Origin of the sequence: Spirulina subsalsa FACHB-351, from assembly GCF_026130165.1 — a bacterium.
Classification (GTDB): domain Bacteria; phylum Cyanobacteriota; class Cyanobacteriia; order Cyanobacteriales; family Spirulinaceae; genus Spirulina_A; species Spirulina_A subsalsa_A.
Map to the genome: position 1 here is coordinate 1 of NZ_JAIHOM010000017.1, position 16,250 is coordinate 16,250.

The 16,250-nt window shown below is 47.6% G+C and carries 15 protein-coding genes; 4 read left to right on the forward strand and 11 right to left on the reverse strand.

The features are described 5' to 3' along the window. The first annotated feature begins 330 nt into the window (after nt 1-330). Nucleotides 331-543, forward strand: coding sequence for a DUF2949 domain-containing protein (locus K4A83_RS04910; RefSeq protein ID WP_265263319.1), 213 nt, complete (start codon nt 331-333; stop codon nt 541-543). Here the strand turns inward: K4A83_RS04910 and K4A83_RS04915 are convergent, their stop codons facing one another. The 8 genes from K4A83_RS04915 to K4A83_RS04950 form a co-directional block, all read right to left on the reverse strand. After that, nucleotides 544-1,323, reverse strand: coding sequence for an ABC transporter permease (locus tag K4A83_RS04915; protein ID WP_265263320.1), 780 nt, complete (start codon nt 1,321-1,323; stop codon nt 544-546). 15 nt (nt 1,324-1,338) lie between these two features. After that, the gene (locus K4A83_RS04920) at nt 1,339-1,962 is read right to left on the reverse strand and encodes a hypothetical protein (RefSeq protein WP_265263321.1); all 624 of its coding nucleotides are present in this window, start codon (nt 1,960-1,962) and stop codon (nt 1,339-1,341) included. 124 nt (nt 1,963-2,086) lie between these two features. Beyond that, the gene (locus K4A83_RS04925; protein ID WP_265263322.1) at nt 2,087-2,629 is read right to left on the reverse strand and encodes a hypothetical protein; all 543 of its coding nucleotides are present in this window, start codon (nt 2,627-2,629) and stop codon (nt 2,087-2,089) included. Nucleotides 2,630-3,205: 576 nt separating this feature from the next. Beyond that, entirely contained in the window at nt 3,206-3,988 is a 783-nt protein-coding gene (locus K4A83_RS04930) for a hypothetical protein (RefSeq protein ID WP_265263323.1), read from the reverse strand. 7 nt (nt 3,989-3,995) lie between these two features. Beyond that, entirely contained in the window at nt 3,996-5,342 is a 1,347-nt protein-coding gene (locus tag K4A83_RS04935) for a Mur ligase family protein (protein ID WP_265263324.1), read from the reverse strand. 60 nt (nt 5,343-5,402) lie between these two features. Continuing rightward, on the reverse strand, nt 5,403-6,290 hold the full coding sequence (locus K4A83_RS04940) for a methylenetetrahydrofolate reductase (RefSeq protein ID WP_265263325.1): 888 nt from the start codon (nt 6,288-6,290) through the stop codon (nt 5,403-5,405). Between the two features lie 79 nt (nt 6,291-6,369). Next, complete coding sequence (gene murJ / locus K4A83_RS04945; RefSeq protein WP_265263326.1) at nt 6,370-7,962, reverse strand: murein biosynthesis integral membrane protein MurJ; 1,593 nt, start codon at nt 7,960-7,962, stop codon at nt 6,370-6,372. Nucleotides 7,963-8,324: 362 nt separating this feature from the next. Next, nucleotides 8,325-8,780 (reverse strand): RNA recognition motif domain-containing protein, encoded by a 456-nt coding sequence (locus K4A83_RS04950; RefSeq protein WP_265263327.1) that lies wholly within the window; start codon nt 8,778-8,780, stop codon nt 8,325-8,327. A 722-nt stretch (nt 8,781-9,502) separates the two neighbouring features. On the opposite strand from K4A83_RS04950, the gene K4A83_RS04955 reads away from it, so the two are divergent. From K4A83_RS04955 to K4A83_RS04965, 3 genes are all read left to right on the forward strand, one after another. Then, on the forward strand, nt 9,503-9,697 hold the full coding sequence (locus tag K4A83_RS04955; RefSeq protein WP_265263328.1) for an NblA/ycf18 family protein: 195 nt from the start codon (nt 9,503-9,505) through the stop codon (nt 9,695-9,697). 561 nt (nt 9,698-10,258) lie between these two features. After that, nucleotides 10,259-11,137 (forward strand): universal stress protein, encoded by an 879-nt coding sequence (locus K4A83_RS04960; RefSeq protein ID WP_265263329.1) that lies wholly within the window; start codon nt 10,259-10,261, stop codon nt 11,135-11,137. Nucleotides 11,138-11,263: 126 nt separating this feature from the next. After that, nucleotides 11,264-12,586, forward strand: a complete 1,323-nt coding sequence (locus K4A83_RS04965) for a four-carbon acid sugar kinase family protein (RefSeq protein ID WP_265263330.1) — start codon at nt 11,264-11,266, stop codon at nt 12,584-12,586. A 219-nt stretch (nt 12,587-12,805) separates the two neighbouring features. Here the strand turns inward: K4A83_RS04965 and ftsH are convergent, their stop codons facing one another. From ftsH to cas2, 3 genes are all read right to left on the reverse strand, one after another. Then, nucleotides 12,806-14,752, reverse strand: a complete 1,947-nt coding sequence (gene ftsH, locus K4A83_RS04970) for an ATP-dependent zinc metalloprotease FtsH (protein WP_321160995.1) — start codon at nt 14,750-14,752, stop codon at nt 12,806-12,808. Nucleotides 14,753-14,955: 203 nt separating this feature from the next. Continuing rightward, nucleotides 14,956-15,795 carry a hypothetical protein gene (locus K4A83_RS04975; protein WP_265263331.1) on the reverse strand — a complete coding sequence of 280 codons (840 nt, stop codon included), beginning with the start codon at nt 15,793-15,795 and terminating at the stop codon, nt 14,956-14,958. A gap of 94 nt (nt 15,796-15,889) precedes the next feature. After that, on the reverse strand, nt 15,890-16,162 hold the full coding sequence (gene cas2 / locus K4A83_RS04980) for a CRISPR-associated endonuclease Cas2 (protein WP_265263332.1): 273 nt from the start codon (nt 16,160-16,162) through the stop codon (nt 15,890-15,892). Between the last annotated feature and the right edge of the window lie 88 nt (nt 16,163-16,250).

Genomic DNA, 16,250 nt, shown 5'->3' on the forward strand with positions numbered 1-16,250 from the left:
TGCTCCCCTGCTCCCCCTCTCCCCTGCTCCCCCGCTCCCCTGCTCCCCCTCTCCCCCGCTCCCCCTCGGGGATCAAGGGAAAAATAATAAAAATTGATACAAACCTCACAAATTCAACACAATTGTCGGTTAGAATGGCCGCATTCACTTGAGCGGGTTCTCCCGGATGAAGAGAAAAGGCTTGGGTGATTAAGCAATCCTCAAGGGTTGGTGAGTGGGGGGCTAATTCGCTTGAAGCCTGAGTTTTTCCTAAACTCTGGTTTCGTTCCTCTTCCCGGACTCCATAGGACTGCTATCTCTATGTTCTATCGTTTATTTCCGATCAGGCTCATGGCATCCTCTTTACCTCCTCCCTTTCTCGCTTACCTTGAGGAAGAACTGGCAATCCCTCGGGAGTCTATTCAGTTAGTCTTGCGTTGTCAGTCTGTCACCCTCAGTTCTTTTCCTATGTTGTTGTGGCAGTATGGTTTGATTAGTTTGGCGCAACTGGAAGAGATTCTGGACTGGCTGGATAATTTGCCGACTCCGGTGTTAACTGTGTGATTAACTCGACGCGCTGGTATAGAAGCGTAGGGCGAACTGCCAAAAGATTTGGGAGCAGTAGAAGAGTGCGATCGCCAAAAGAGCGGATCCTAACAGCCAAACTCCCGAACTTCGCCCTAAAAGCGTTTGGGCTGGAACCGTGGTGAGAAAAGCTACAGGCACAATAAAGGTGAAGAATACCCGAAACAAACTCGGATAGGCCACTAAGGGAAAACGCCCCGCTTCTAAGAGGCCGCGCAACACTTCGGTAACGTTATAAATCTTGACAAACCAGATACTGGTTGCCCCTAAGATAAACCAGAGACTGTAGAGAATAATCAGGCCCAAGGTGAGGGGAAAGAGGGCGATGAGATAATTCAACGGGTCGAGATTAAGGCGAATGCCCGCGTAGAGAATCAAGATTAGACCAAAGCAGAGATCGGGAAATCCCCAAGGGGAAATCTTGCGCGTCGAGAGCCAAAACTGACTACTAATGGGTTTGAGCAGGACAAAATCGAGGGTTCCCTCTTGAACTTGCTCCACAATGCGGTTGAGATTGGGGCTTAAAAAGGTAGCGGCACAGCCTTGAAGGAAGGTAAATAGGCCCAAGACAATCAGGGCCTCTTCCCAAGTCCACCCGGAGAACTCGTAACCTGTACGATAAAACAAAAATAGCCCGAAGAGGCTACCGGAAAGATTAATGGAACTGGTGAGAGCAGCGATCGCAAAATTGAGCCGATATTCTAGCTCTGCTGCGATCGCCGTACTCCAAAACAACTTTAAAACCTGCCAGTAGCGCATTCCCTAATACTCTGCCTAATACAAAGACAAACTTGAACGTAAAATCACCCCTAAATCTTCCTCGGGATAAATACTAATTAATTCCGCCTTATTCCGACCGCCCAAGAGATAGCCCCCTAAAGCGCCAGCCCCGGCACCGCCTAATATTGTACCAACATTCAGGCGACGACTCCCCGTTACCGTAGAAATCACCGTCGCGGCCGCCGCACCAATGGCCGCCCCCTGTAGAATACTCCCGGTATTGGTTCCCCGCTCAATTTCTTCGGTTCGGGTCACCACCTCGGAACTGCCATCAATGGCAATGCGTTGCGTTCCCTGAGCATTTTCAATGATTAATTCTTCCGCTACAAAGCGCATCCCCTTTTCATCCGGCACCGGTTCAATTTGTCCCACAATTTGACTCCCGGCCGGAATAATCATCCGACGCTGGGAGTCCCGTAAATTCGCCGCCACCGTTAAGGTCAGGGGGACTGTTTCCTCCCGAGTGAGCAGGATTTTCTCTGCTTCCTCATAGCGGACTGGAATTTTCTGCCCAGCGCGCACCGTAAAGCGGGGAATCTCGCTGGGAATTTGTCCCGACGAGGGAAAGAGTTGTGCCGTTGCCGAGAGCGGGATTAAGAGTGGGGCAAATGCACCCATTGTGCAACAGAGAACCATGAGAGTGGATGTTCTAGCCTGCCACGTTTTGCCCAACATAGTGAAAGTGTCCTAATCATGCGCTATTTTGAACTCTAGACGTAAACCCTTCCCCTTTTGTTGCCTCCTAGAAGCGAATCTGGCTATGGTGAATCAGTCCCATTGAACCACAAGCATCGGTATAATACCAATCTCCCGCATTGCCAGCGTTGCCATAGATATTAATGGTTTGGCGCGATCGCACCACACACATAATCGGCCCATTAGGACTACTACGCACATTAGAAGGGGGATCAATCACCAGAGCTACCCAAGCTTCCCCCCCAGCCCCATCTCGGCACACCATATCTAACATATTCGCCGTAGCCTGAGAACGAGGACTGTGGGTGATACCATCATGAAACGTCGTCCAAGTTCCCTCAGAACAATGAGCTTGCCCATTAATGCGTTGTTGCCCCAAAAAGTAAGTAAAATTAACACTGCGAGCGCTGACCGGATTCACCGAACATAAATCCACAAACACACTTTGTCCCGTCACAGCCTGACCCGCATAAGAGCGGCAATTTTGAGGCGATATAGGGGATTGAGAACCTAGCAGTGTCCCCACAATAATACCGACCGGGAGAGTGGTCAACAGAAGAATTCGACCGATTAAATTAAGTTTTTTCATAGTTCCTCCGCAGGGTTTTCACCCGTGGCGAATGATGAGTTAAGGTACTGCACGAACCGCAAAAGGAGGAGATCCATCTCTTCCCCTTACAGAATCTCCAAGGGGAAAGATGTAGGGAGTCAGGCGAAATCGTCGGTAGATACATCTGATTCCCCTAACAAGGGTCAGCTTCTCATTCGATCCTAATTGAGTATTCCTACGGATGCCCTTAAATTCCTGATGTTGTTTACAAAAATGCAGAGATTGAGGGTAAAGCACAACAAAAACTGATGTAATTGCTCTCCTTAAGATTTTTTGTACTAAAGCATTCTTTTTTCTATGTTGGAGAATCACTAATAGGGGAGTTCTGAATTGAAAACCGATGAAACTGTAGAAAAAGCGGGTTGCTCTAAGGTCTTAAAATATTGAACCGATTGGGTTTCAGGTTCTTTAGTATGAGTTGACCAAATTTGCATAGATTGAGTGTCTGAGGCAAAAATGACCCTCGGCCAAATAAATCCATGATAACGTCCTGTGGCTGATGACTCAAGCTGTGCTTCTAAGGGAGTTCCATCATCCAACACTGACCAAACATTTTTAGGCTATCCTTGTGTAATTAATCAAACTGGCTGCGATAAAAGCAATATTACTGACTGAAATCATAATCAAAAATAAGAACCTTTTTTGCTTCAATGCGGCTATAGGATCTGCCACCCATTCAATGATTGGGGCATCAGAATTAGCCTGTAAACTATAGTCCTCAGTGGCTTTTTGAATGGCTTGTTTGTAATAAGAATTACTGCCAGAATCGACTCTTAAACCCGCTTGATGGAGAACTTGCCAATCCCTCCGACAGGGATTAATAGAACTCGCTGTAGTTGAACAAGCAGCCCATAAGGATATGGGATCTTCTATTCGCCAATCTGAGGGGACAATGGGAGCAACAAAATAATAGTAGTAGCGCGTTGTGCGGTCAGCACTATTACGAACTCTGCGACTATAAATTGTAACAGCATTGTTATTTACTGCACCATTATTAAAGTAAAAAATAGTCGCTTTAGGATAGTTAACAGCTTCACTCACTGAGATTTGCTCAACAGTTTCCCCTCTAGCAACTTCATAGTATTGTCCCCCTAAAACTCCTGAAATTCCTGACAAAACTATAAATATAATTGAAATAACTAATTGCCAGCCACTATTGAGGGAAAAGGAGAAAAAAATCGCCGCAATAATGAATGAAAAAATCAAAAAAGCATACATTAATATTGTGGAAATTGTGCTTAACCAAGCACAGCCTAAAAAGATAAAATTACCGACAACTAAACCGAATAAGATAATTTGCCAGAGGGATAAGTTTGCTAGGGGTTTAAAACTAAACATCTAATTTTTACAAAATTTTTCGCCCGGTGAGGAATTGTCGCACTTCTAACATGGCGGAATAGGTTGGGAGAATGTGTAAGGTTTCTTGGGGAGGGGTGTGGGTGAGTGCGGTGGAAATGGCTTCTTCTAGGTTCTCTTGGATGATTAAATTAAGGGGTTTTGCGGCTTCGGAAAGCTTGTCCTGACTGTATTGGAGACGTAATGCCATATCATAGACGCGATCGCCACTTACCACAATGGTTCCCCCATTAGCGACTAATTTCTCTGTATCGACATCCCAAATCCAAGAAACATCCGTGCCATCGGGAATCCGATCATTCAAAACAATTAAACTCACCGAAGATTTACCTTTTGCTTGAATATCATTCACAGCGCGGATGGTTTCATTCATCCCCACGGGATTTTTAGAGAGTAAAATTCTAACGTGCTTGCCGTCTACGGTTAATTCTTCTGCCCTACCAAAGGCTGCCCGGAAGTTTTTAATTGTCTCATCAATGGCAGGGCGTTCAATGCCAATTTCTTGGGCTAAAGTAGCAGCCGCTAGGGTGTTATACTTATTATAAACTCCAATCAAAATTTGTCCCCATTCTGTACTTTGTAATAGTGGGGGACTTTTTTCAAAACCACAACTGGGACAGTGATAATCTCCTAAATGGGACAGGTACACTCCTTTATAGTCTAATAAATGACCGCAACTGGGGCAATAAATAGAGTCTACGGCGTGGGGAATTTCTCCTAAGTATAAGTCGGGTTCGTTTAAGCCAAAAAATAAAACTTTTTGGGGTAAATTTTGCCCAAGATAAGCGAGGGTAGGATCATCGGCATTGAGTACAACAACGGTATCCTTGGGGAGGGGTGAAATGGCTTTTTGCCATCGGAAACTAATGGTGTCTACTTCTCCGTAACGATCCAGTTGATCGCGAAATAGGTTTAAGCCTAAAATATAACGGGGACAACAGTCTTTTAAAATGAGGGGCAAAATGTTTTCATCAACTTCTAAGATGGCGTAATCTCGATTAAGTTTTCCAATCAGGTTAGTATCGGCTAACAGGGCTGTAATTAACCCATTAATTAGGTTAGCACCTGTGGCATTGTGGGTAACGCGATAACCTTGATTTTCCAGAATGGTGCGCAGAAGGAGGGAGGTGGTGGTTTTGCCGTTGGTGCCAACAATCAGAATTACCCCGGATTTAACTTGTTCAAATAAGAGGGGAAGTAAGCGGGGGTGAATGCGTCGGGAAATCTCACCGGGTAAGACGCTAGCTGCACCCAATTTAAGGGCTTTCACGAATGCGGTGACACTTTTGGCAATTCCGACGGCTAATCCTAGACGAATTTGGTCAAATATGTTCATTTTCAGTTAGGGTGAATAGGGGGAGTTGTGCTGTTTAGAAGGGCTTAAATTAAGGGGGGGTTAATCGACGGGGGCAACTCCAGCGAGGTCTAAGATTTGGGGGATTAAGTCCTCTCGTTTGACGGCCATCATGTGGACTCCTTGACACAATTCGCGGGCTAATTTAACTTGTTCGGCGGCAATTTTTACCCCTTCGGCTAGGGGATCTTGGGCTTTGGCGAGACGATCAATAGTGTCTTGTTCGATGTGAACGCCGGGGACACAACGATTAATAAATTCGGCATTTTTGGCGGATTTGAGCAGGAAAATTCCGGCTAAAATGGGTTTGTTATATTGGGATGCGACGTTGTGCATAAATTTATCTAAGCGTTCAAAGTCGCTGACTAATTGACTTTGAAAAAATTGCGCTCCGGCTTCGATTTTGTATTCAAAACGTCGTTTAACACTAGACCAACTTTTAATTTGAGGATCGACGGCCCCTCCGGCAAATAAATCTAAATGACCATCGACGAGGGGTTTGTTGTTAAAGTCTTGACCTTGGTTGAGTTTATCAATCAGTTTTAATAGACGGACGGATTCGAGGTCAAAAACGCCTCGCGCTTGTTTGTGATCTCCGGCGCTGACGGGATCTCCGGTGAGGGCGAGAATGTTGGTGAGTCCGAGGGCATGGGCGCCCATTAAATCAGCTTGTAGTCCGATAACGTTGCGATCGCGGCAAGCAATTTGATAGATCGGTTCTACCCCATTTTGCTGGAGAATGACAGAGGCCGCTAGGGATGACATCCGCAACACCGCCCGACTGCCATCTGTCACGTTAACCGCGTGGACTCGACCTTTCAGCAGTTGAGCCATTTTAATCATATGGCTAGGATCTCCCCCTTTGGGGGGCATCACTTCAGCCGTTACTAAAAATTCTTTATTGTGAACAGCACGACGAAAACGAGTCATTGTAGTTAAAAGAGTAAAGGAATGAGCGTTTTTTCCCCTTGGATAAGGGAGGAAAGAGGGGATTCTCCCTTTCTTATTATCAGCGCCGACGGAACAATTTTTGGCTAATTCGGGCTAAGAGGATATTTAATTCTGGGAGTTTGAGGCCACTGGCTAATCCCAGAAATACCCCAAAGGCGATGGCTGTACTGAGGATAACTTCTCCGGCTAAAAGGAAGATATTATCACTGCCGAAATGCTGCATCCAAAGGGAACTAAACCCCCAACTGGCCGCCGAGGCGATCGCACTACAGCCCATCAATCCTAACAAAATCCCCCCCCACTCCCACAGGGGCAGGCCATTGAGACGACGATGCAGCAGCCACAAAAACACCCCCATTGAGGTGACATTCACCCCCACCGTCGCTAAAACTAATCCCGGTGTCTCAAACTGTTGGACTAATAAATAATCCAACAGGGCATTTAAAAAAATATTGGCAATACTCACCCGAAAGGGCGTTTCCCCATCCCCTAACGCATAGAACACCCGCACCAATACATCCCGCCCTAAATAGAAAAACATCCCAAAACCGTAGGCCATTAAAACCGGGGCGACTAAGAGGGCGGCATCTTCTTCAAAGGCGAAGCGTTTATAAATTAAATCAATAATCGGTTTCGCCAAGGCCACAAAAACGGCCGTCAGAGGGAGCATAGAAAGGGCGCTGAGGAGCAATCCTTGGCGAATCCGTGCTTTTAACTCTAAATGGTGTTCCGGGGCTGCCAAGCGGGAAAAAACGGGCAGCATGGGGACGAGAATAGTATTGGAGAGAATGCCGAGGGGAGTGAGGACGACAAAATTGGCGTAACGCATGGCCGCCGCCGCCCCTTCAATAAAGGAGGCAAAATATAAATCGGTGTAAACGTTAATATGGAGCATCCCCGAGGAGAGGGTAGCGGGGATCATCACCCGCATCACTTCTTGTACTCCCGGCAACTGCCAAGCGAAGCGCAGACGCATCCCCCCCAAACCGGAACGCCATTGGGCGACTTGTTGGGCAATCCATTGTAAAATCCCTCCGGCTAAAGTCCCTCCCGCTAGGACTAAACTGCCGAGGGTAAAATAGGCGGGGGCGTTGATTTGCTCGCCTAAATACCAAAACAGAAAGCCAATCCCGGCGATCGCCGTTAAACTGGAAAACAGGGGGCTAATACTGGGCAACCAATACTGATCCGCCGCGTTTAAGGTGCCAAAACCAATGCCAATTAACCCCGCAAACACCGCCAAGGGGGCCATAATTTGCAATTGCAACACCGCGAGGCGATGATCTACTGGGTTTAAACCGGGAGCCAGCACATCAATACAAAAGTTCGCCCCCAAGGCCACCGCCACCGCCACCACCAGTAAAATGAGGCTGACTAAAGTCGTCACTGTCTCCACGATGGGAGCCGATTCTGATTTATCCCGCTTCGCCAACACACTCACTAGGGCGCTGTGAAAGGGGCCATTGATCCCTCCCAACAGGATTAAGAGAAACCCCGGGATCACGTAGGCGTAAGCATAGGCGTTGACCACTGGACCCACCCCAAAGGCAGCCGCGATCGCCTGTTCCCGAAATAAACCAAAAATCTTACTAATCAGCGTCGCTAGGGCAACAATTCCCGCAATTCCCGCTAGTGAACGTTGTTTGGTCATGAAACCATCCTAAAAAACAGGGTAGGGCAAAGAACGCGCAACACGCGCAACAATCTTAGCCCAGAAAGCCACTTTCTAGGCGTGAACAGGGGTTTTCTTCGCTCAGAAGCCCCTAGCGCGACCGTAGGTTGGTGAAGCGTCCCCTAGGAATGACCACGGGGCAAACCCCGAGCTAAATAAATTGATTTGTACGGAAAAACCTAAACTTCCCATCCAGATTAGATCACGAACGAAGCTCAGAGCAACACGCTTCCAAATACAGATATGGGAAGATTATCCGGTTGGTGCCAACCGAAAAAAGAGGTAACAACAAACAGGTCAAGATGTGAAACACCTTGCTGTTTACCTTTTACTCCCCAAGCTTAGGAATTATTAGAGGTTTGCGCCGCTAACATTTCTTTTAACTTGGCGAGATCATCCGCCCAACGGGGATCCGGTTGTACTCCGCCTGTCTCTGCCGTTTTGGTTGTCCCATTGCGACGAGAAGCATTGTTAGAGCTCCGTTTCCGACCTCCAGCACTTGGAGTCGGAGCGGCTTCACGGGGTTCTTTTTCTGACTTACCCTTACTACGGGGTAAAGCCTTCTCAATTTTTAAAGGACTCTCCATGAAGGTTTCGCCGTTGTGCTTCTCAATCAGTTGATCCGCTACTTCATCATTGGGAACGGTCACGAAGGCAAAGCCCCGACATTTCCCGGTTTTGCGGTCTTTAATTACCTTGGTTGATACATCCTGCCCTACATCGGCAAACACCGCTTGTAACGCTTCGCGATCCACAGGTTCTTTGGGCAAATTACCCACATAAAGACGAATAGACATACTACTCTTCTCCCGACTTTTGTAACTCTAATCGTTGACGAGGGATTTTCAGCCCAGTACCCTCCACGTTTCCCCACAATTAACGATCCGCACCAACAAACAAAGGAGGGGAATCAGACAATCTCTAATTTCCTCCTGCTGTGGTGCGGTTTTTGTTCATGGGGCCTTGCACAATTTGAATAGGTTTCCCGTTTCGGTTTAATCCTAAGACTGTAATCCCAAGAGACTGTAATCCCAAGACTGTTTTTGTTAGGGCTAACTCGCGTTTTTCGACAACGAGTGAGATGGTGGAAAGTTCCCTCAATCTTAATTATTACAGAATGTTTACACAATCCGTCAAACTACTACTTTTTTATTTTCGCACATTGGGGACTCTACAAAAAATTCAGAATGTCTCTAAACTAGACTCCGAGGGAGTTTGAGTAGATATACTTAAAATTTTGTTCATTTTGAGCATTTTCTGAAGAGCATACTTGATACAACTATTACAAGATTAAGTCACAAAACTTAATGTTTTGTTGACGGATCAGCCATAAGTCAGGCTGAAAACTGGTTCAAATGCTGGTTCAAAGACTGGCAACTTTGTCAAACAATTGTTATATTCTGTAATATATAGCAAGTTAACCTTGTTAGACAAAGCCCTCTAAGCTTCCGCTCTCGTCTGGCGAGAAAACCGTTAGAGTTTAAATCTCACCGTCGTTCGTAGTTTGGAGTTCATTCTTATGTCTCAACCCGTTGAATTTTCCTTAGAGCAGCAGTTCAGCATCCGTTCCTTTGAGGATCAGGTGAAAAAGATGAGTCGCGAACAAGCGCAAGATTTTCTGGTCAAACTGTATGAACAGATGCTGGCTCGTGAAAATATGTATAAAGAATTCCTCAAACATGAGTGGGGAATTGGCTCTATGTTGTCCGAGTAGCGATCGCCTTTGAACTGCGACCTCTTTCTCTTGCTTTCTCCCCCTCATCAGATGCGGAAAAAGCTGGGGATCGCGGGACGCAATCCCTTCTGTTAAGGTTTTCCCAAATCCACCAGTCGAGTTGTAGCGTGCAACAATCCAGCGTCAGACCAAACCATCAGGACAGTCAAAAGCATCGGAATCCTAAACCCTCGCACTATATTCCCTAGAACACTATCCTATTTGTGAATCCCCTCTAGATGCCTCACGCTCATTACAGCATTGTCTGGTTTTCCCGGTCTGGTTTTCCCTTCAATTCGTGAACTTAACCCTCTGTCGCCTCTTCCTGAAACGATCCAATATATAGGAGGATGTAGCGCGCAGAATTTTGCACTATAGTGAGAAGAAGTAGTCTAACAGTAGCCATCCTAATGGGGAAAGGCTTTGGTCGGGATATAGGTAACAATATCTAGCCAAGAGTCTGGGAAACCGCCATCTCCATCTAGACCTGTTAGGGTTAAATTGAGAGCGTTCATCCCGGCTTTCTGTGGTAAGCGGAACTTTAGAAAATCGGCCTAATCAATGTTTGAAACCAGTCTAATCTGCACGGACTTTTCCGACGGTCTACACCGCCTCATGGATTTTATTCCCCATTTAGCGGCAGGTGGCCTGAAAAATATTGTTTTTGTTCACAGTGTCCCCCTATGGGAAGAGGGAAATGTTCCTCGGGTCAATGAAAAGGGGATTGAGAAGGGGAAAAAGCGTTTAGCGCAAGCTTTGGAGAATATCCCGGCGGGGGTCAATGTTCAGGTTGAAGTACCGTCGGGTAAACCAAGCGATACCATTCCGAAGTTGGTCAATCAGTATAAGGCCGAGGTGGTCTTTACGGGAACCCCGACCCGCAGTTTAATGCAGGAGCAAATCTTTGGCAGTACGACGGCAGGTTTGACCCGGAATATGAATGTGCCGTTGATGATTTTGCGGCCGCAACTGATCTCAACTTACACAAAGGAGGAGTTAGAGTTACGCTGTCAACATTTATGGCGTTATTTGCTCATTCCCTATAATGATGGTCCTTCGGCACGGTATTTGATTGAACAGATTAAGGAATTAGCTCAAAAGCAACGGGAGAATTTTCCCCGTCAGTGTATGTTGGTGTGGGTGTTGGGGGAAACGGGACGGAAGGAGTTACTCCAAGATTATAAGGCTCAGGCGGCTCAGGAGCGTTTGGCACAGGTGAAGGCTGAGTTAGAGGGGGTAGGTTTGGAAGTGAATACGGCTTTGCGGTCTGGTAATCCCTTGCAGGAAATTTTAGATGCGGCACTGACGTTTGATATTACGGCGATCGCAACCTCTACCCGCAACCGTAACGCTCTGTTAGAACTTACGGCCCCGAGCTTTTCTAATGAAGTCCTCCGACGGTGTTGGTTCCCGGTGTTGTTCTTTTCGCCTAAACGGTGAGAATTCTAGAATACTGTCGGGGGTGGGGAATCAATTAACCTAGGGGAGCATTGTTATGTTCTCCCTACTCATGAACAATGAGTAATGAGTCCGTGAAAATTGAGAATTGATAGTTGATCCTGAAGAATGACCACTCAACCGAAAATTATTGTTCTAGATGATGACCCCACCGGCTCCCAAACGGTGCATAGTTGTTTGTTGTTGATGAATTGGGATGTGGAAACCCTGAAATTGGGTTTAACGGATGCCTCGCCGATCTTTTTTGTGCTGACCAATACCCGCGCCTTAACCCCAGAGAAGGCCGCATCTGTGACCCGAGAGGTCTGTCAGAATTTAAAAATTGCGATCGCCGAAACCCAAACCCAAGAATTTTTAGTCGTCAGTCGTTCCGACTCTACCCTACGCGGCCACTACCCCATTGAAACCGATGTCATTGCGGAGGAACTGGGGGGGTTTGATGCCCATTTTCTCACCCCCGCCTTTTTTGAAGGCGGCCGCATCACCCAAGACAGCGTACATTATCTGTTCATCGACGGCGTGAAAACCCCCGTCCATGAAACCGAATTTGCTCGCGACTCGGTATTTGGTTACAGCACCAGCTACCTCCCCGATTATGTCGCCGAAAAAACCCAAGGTCGCATCCCCTCGGAACAAGTGGAGCGTTTTCTACTCGCCGATATTCGGGCGGGAAGTCAAGAACGATTAAAAAGCTTGACAAATAATCAATGTTGTGCAGTAGACGGGGAAACCCAAGCCGACTTAGATCAATTTGCCCAAGATATTTTAACCTGTGCCGCCCAAGGGAAACGCTTTCTGTTCCGCAGTGCAGCCAGTTTGCTCACCTCCCTCGCTCAGTTGGGGCCCCAACCTGTTCCCCCGGAAGACATGGCACAGTACGAAAGAACCCATCAACCGGGAGTTGTGTTAGTGGGTTCCCATGTGCAGAAAACCACCCAACAACTTAGCCAATTATTGCAAGAACCCGGTGTGGCTCCTGTGGAAGTGGATGTTAAACGGTTGCGGGATAATTTAAGTGAAAAAGCAACCTTAAAACAAGAGATTTTGCAACAGGTTCACGGGGTTTATCAAGGGGGAAAAAATCCGGTTATTTATACCAGTCGGGAAGAATTACAATTTGCCGATATTCAACAACGGCTCGATTTTGGGATTGAGGTGTCGAGTTTGTTAATGGAAATTGTCCAAGGTTTGCCGGGGGATATTAGCTTTTTAATTAGTAAGGGGGGGATTACCTCTAATGATGTTCTCAGCACAGGATTAGGGTTAAGATCCGCCCGTTTATTGGGTCAAATTTTGCCCGGTTGTTCTATGGTGATTACCTCGGAAGATCATCCCCAGTTTCCTAAGTTACCTGTGGTTTTATTCCCCGGCAATGTGGGAGATGCTCAAGGATTAGCGACGGTTTATCAGCGTTTAACAGTTCAGAAGTGAGGAGTGAGAAGTGAGGAGTGAGAAGTGAGAAGTGAGAAGTGAGAAGTGAGAAGTGAGAAGTGAGAATAGAGAATTCTCTTCTTTCCTCCCCCGCTCCCCTGCTCCCCTGCTCCCCTGCTCCCCTGCTCCCCTGCTCCCCTGCTCCCCTGCTCCCCTGCTCCCCTGCTCCCCCGCTCCCCTGCTCCTCTATTCCCGACTCCCCAAGTTATTCAGCAAGCCCTACTTACCGCTTGCCGCTAACTGTTTTTTAGGCAGGGGGGTATATTCGGCGACAATTTGGCGGAAATCTTCCCCTTCGATGGTTTCTCGGTCAATGAGTAAATCGACCAAGTGATCCATCAGAGGACGGTGTTGGGAGATGAGGTCTAAGGCCTTTTCATAACAACCTTGGGCGATCGCCTTCACCTGTTGATCAATCTTACTGGCCACCTCCTCAGAATACTCCGATCTTGATTGCCAGCCTCCCCCTAAAAAGACTTCCGCTTCGGGACTTTCCAGCGCCAGAGGGCCTAAATCAGACATTCCGTAACGAGTGACCATTTCACGGGTTAAATCCGCCACCACTCGTAAATCATTGCTAGCTCCGATGGTGACTTCTGCATCACCGAAAACGATCTGTTCGGCTGCCCGTCCCCCCAAGGTAATGGTAATCCGATCCCTTAACCAAGCGCGACTATAAAAGCCACTGTCGATCATTTCCTCATCAAAGGTCTGTTGAGCAAAGCCTCCTACGCCCCCAGAACGGGGAATAATCGTGACTTTGTTCAAAGGGTCAGAATGTTCCAAGAGGGTCATTAACAGGGCGTGACCGACCTCATGGTAGGCAATCAGACGTTTTTTCTTGCTATCTAATAGGGGATTTAGGGTCATGCCAATGGTGATCCGGTCGAGCGCGTCATCAATTTCTAGCCCGGTGATCGCTTCCTTGCGACGACGGGCCGTTAAAATAGCCGCCTCATTGAGTAAGTTGGCCAAGTCTGCTCCAGAGAGTCCGGGGGTTTTCCGTGCGATCGCCTCCAAAGACACCTCCTCAGATAGTTTTTTCGTCCGACCATGAACCTCCAAAATCCCCAAACGCCCCTTATACCCCGGCAAATCCACCGTTACCTGACGGTCAAACCGTCCCGGCCGCAACAGGGCTGTATCCAACACATCAGGGCGGTTAGTCGCGGCAATGACAATAATTCCCGTATTGCCCTCAAAACCGTCCATCTCCGTTAACAACTGATTGAGGGTTTGTTCCCGTTCATCATTGCCGCCTCCAATACCAGCCCCCCGTTGACGGCCGACCGCATCAATTTCATCAATAAAAATCAAACAGGGAGCATTTTCCTTCGCTTTACGGAATAAATCCCGCACCCGCGAGGCCCCGACCCCGACAAACATCTCCACAAACTCCGACCCAGAAATACTAAAGAAGGGAACCCCAGCCTCCCCAGCAACGGCTTTGGCTAACAGGGTTTTCCCCGTCCCCGGCGGTCCAACGAGTAACACCCCTTTAGGAATTCTTGCCCCAATCGAAGTAAAGCGTTCCGTTTCCTTCAAAAACGTCACCACTTCCTGTAATTCTTCCTTAGCTTCATCAATCCCGGCCACATCATTAAACAGAATCCCGGTTTTGGCTTCCATTTGGAATCGGGCCTTAGACTTGCCAAAATTCAACGCCTGACCGGAAGATGCGGCAGAGCGGCGTAGAATCATGATCACAATGCCAAAGAGGAAAAACAACAGCAGCATATTGACTAATAAACCCATCGCGGCGGAATTATCGCTCTTGGGCTTGACATCAAACTCCACCTGTTGACGACGCACTCGTTCAATTAATTCCGGGTTTTGATCGAATAATTTCACCTGCTTGGGCGTTCCTTGCTGTCCCACTAACTCCACTTCAGCCATGCCCGTGGTGGGGTCATACTGAATGCGTTGCACCTGTCCCTGTTCCACTTGTTCCAGCAATTGGGTATAGGTCAACGTATTGTTGTTTCTCTGTTCTTGGGCTGCTAGGGGCATTCCAGACAGCAGGGTTTGACAAAGCATCCAACCCACCGCCACCTTGAGCAAGGGGTGTTTACGAGGCTGTGAAGGGGATTGTGCGCCTCGTTTTGACTGTCCCTGTCCCAAGGTCATCCAGAACGTTTTATGTTTGCTTGTGTGATGGGCGGTCATAGGTGAGACTCCGTAAATTTCAGATAGATCAACTTCAGCACAGGAGAGGCAATAATTCTTTAGTTTAACGAATCTGTGCGTCGGGGAGAGGGGATGTCGGGGTTTGATACTTGAAAAAAGAGAGAGGGGATGAATGTCCTCTCTCTTGGGTTAGATGAAATCCTTAAATGTTGACTAGGGTTAGGTGGTATTTCACGCCAATTTTAACGACGACGCCCCCCCACAGAGCGACGGGTACCACTGCCAAAACTGTTCCGAGAGCGATTGGCTGGACGATTGGTTTGGGGACGAGATTGACCGGAGGATCTTAAATTGCTTGACCCAAAACCGGAGCCTGTGGAACGATTGGCGTTAGGATTATTCCGTCCTGTGGTGGTGTTGTTGCGCAAATTCCCTGTCGTGCGCAGGGTTTGGCGATTTTTGACCGCCGGGGGAGGGGCGTTGTTCTGTTGTTGATAGCGATTGACGGCCTGATTGTAACTAGAACCATAGCCACCATATCCGGTCATGACTCCACCTGTATAGACGGGGGGGACATAGTATTGGGGGGTAAACAGTAAACTGCCTAACGCTTGACCTGCTAAGGCTCCGGCAAAGGGGGTCCAGAAACTGGATTCTCGACGGACAATGACGGTTTCGGTTTGTCCGGTTTGGGGATTGGTTTGGGTTTCGGTCACATTATGGACATATTCGATTTTAAAGTCTTCGGTGAGGTGTAAAACGGCTTGGTCGTTGTCAATTTTGAGGTAGGTTTTTTGACCCGCTTGGATTTCTTCGTCTGTCAAGCGTGCCATTTGTAAGTCGGTGGTGCGATAGATGGGGGGGGTGCCAGGGGGAGTATTTAGTACCATGAGGGTATATTCTCCGGTTGCGTCATCATACTCTGCTTGCTGGACGGGATACTCTCCTCCAGCGAGTTGAGAACGGGATGCCGCAGGGGGTGCATTGTTGGTGCTGGGATTTTGACTGACGGTGGAACTCCCACAGGCCACTGTGGTCCAACAGAGGGTTAGGGTGAGAAAAAGGACTAGAATTTTTCGCATTATGATTTAATCCAAGGTATTCAATCTCTTTCTATCTTAGTCGAGTCAGAATCCCCCTTGATGGATAGGGGGTTAAGGGGGGAATTTTGGGGGACTAAGCAAAAAAGATGGTGTCATCCCGGACGGGTTCCCCTCCGATGCGTTCTACTTTGCCTTGACAGCAACCACAAAGGAAGTAGAAGCGGATGCTGTCTGTCTCGCTGTTGATTATTTTGTTGAGGCGCGATCGCAGTTTAGCATATTGGGTGGGGGTTAAATCGCACTCAAAGACACTGTACTGCATCCACTGCCCGTAAGATTTGAGGATATTATGAATTTTGGTGCGGCGTTTATCCTCGGAAATATCGTAACTCACAACAACCAACATAAATGATTGAGCCTCGTTACAGAACTTCGTAGGTTGGGTGAAGCGATAGCGCAACCCAACAGTGAAAGTAATTCGTAGGTTGGGTGAA

Excerpts from the sequence above, each read along its gene's own strand:
- K4A83_RS04910 (WP_265263319.1), top strand. The coding sequence starts at position 331 with ATGGCATCCTCTTTACCTCCTCCCTTTCTCGCTTACCTTGAGGAAGAA.
- K4A83_RS04915 (WP_265263320.1), bottom strand. The coding sequence starts at position 1,323 with ATGCGCTACTGGCAGGTTTTAAAGTTGTTTTGGAGTACGGCGATCGCA.
- K4A83_RS04920 (WP_265263321.1), bottom strand. The coding sequence starts at position 1,962 with ATGGGTGCATTTGCCCCACTCTTAATCCCGCTCTCGGCAACGGCACAA.
- K4A83_RS04925 (WP_265263322.1), bottom strand. The coding sequence starts at position 2,629 with ATGAAAAAACTTAATTTAATCGGTCGAATTCTTCTGTTGACCACTCTC.
- K4A83_RS04930 (WP_265263323.1), bottom strand. The coding sequence starts at position 3,988 with ATGTTTAGTTTTAAACCCCTAGCAAACTTATCCCTCTGGCAAATTATC.
- K4A83_RS04935 (WP_265263324.1), bottom strand. The coding sequence starts at position 5,342 with ATGAACATATTTGACCAAATTCGTCTAGGATTAGCCGTCGGAATTGCC.
- K4A83_RS04940 (WP_265263325.1), bottom strand. The coding sequence starts at position 6,290 with ATGACTCGTTTTCGTCGTGCTGTTCACAATAAAGAATTTTTAGTAACG.
- murJ (WP_265263326.1), bottom strand. The coding sequence starts at position 7,962 with ATGACCAAACAACGTTCACTAGCGGGAATTGCGGGAATTGTTGCCCTA.
- K4A83_RS04950 (WP_265263327.1), bottom strand. The coding sequence starts at position 8,780 with ATGTCTATTCGTCTTTATGTGGGTAATTTGCCCAAAGAACCTGTGGAT.
- K4A83_RS04955 (WP_265263328.1), top strand. The coding sequence starts at position 9,503 with ATGTCTCAACCCGTTGAATTTTCCTTAGAGCAGCAGTTCAGCATCCGT.
- K4A83_RS04960 (WP_265263329.1), top strand. The coding sequence starts at position 10,259 with ATGTTTGAAACCAGTCTAATCTGCACGGACTTTTCCGACGGTCTACAC.
- K4A83_RS04965 (WP_265263330.1), top strand. The coding sequence starts at position 11,264 with ATGACCACTCAACCGAAAATTATTGTTCTAGATGATGACCCCACCGGC.
- ftsH (WP_321160995.1), bottom strand. The coding sequence starts at position 14,752 with ATGACCGCCCATCACACAAGCAAACATAAAACGTTCTGGATGACCTTG.
- K4A83_RS04975 (WP_265263331.1), bottom strand. The coding sequence starts at position 15,795 with ATGCGAAAAATTCTAGTCCTTTTTCTCACCCTAACCCTCTGTTGGACC.
- cas2 (WP_265263332.1), bottom strand. The coding sequence starts at position 16,162 with ATGTTGGTTGTTGTGAGTTACGATATTTCCGAGGATAAACGCCGCACC.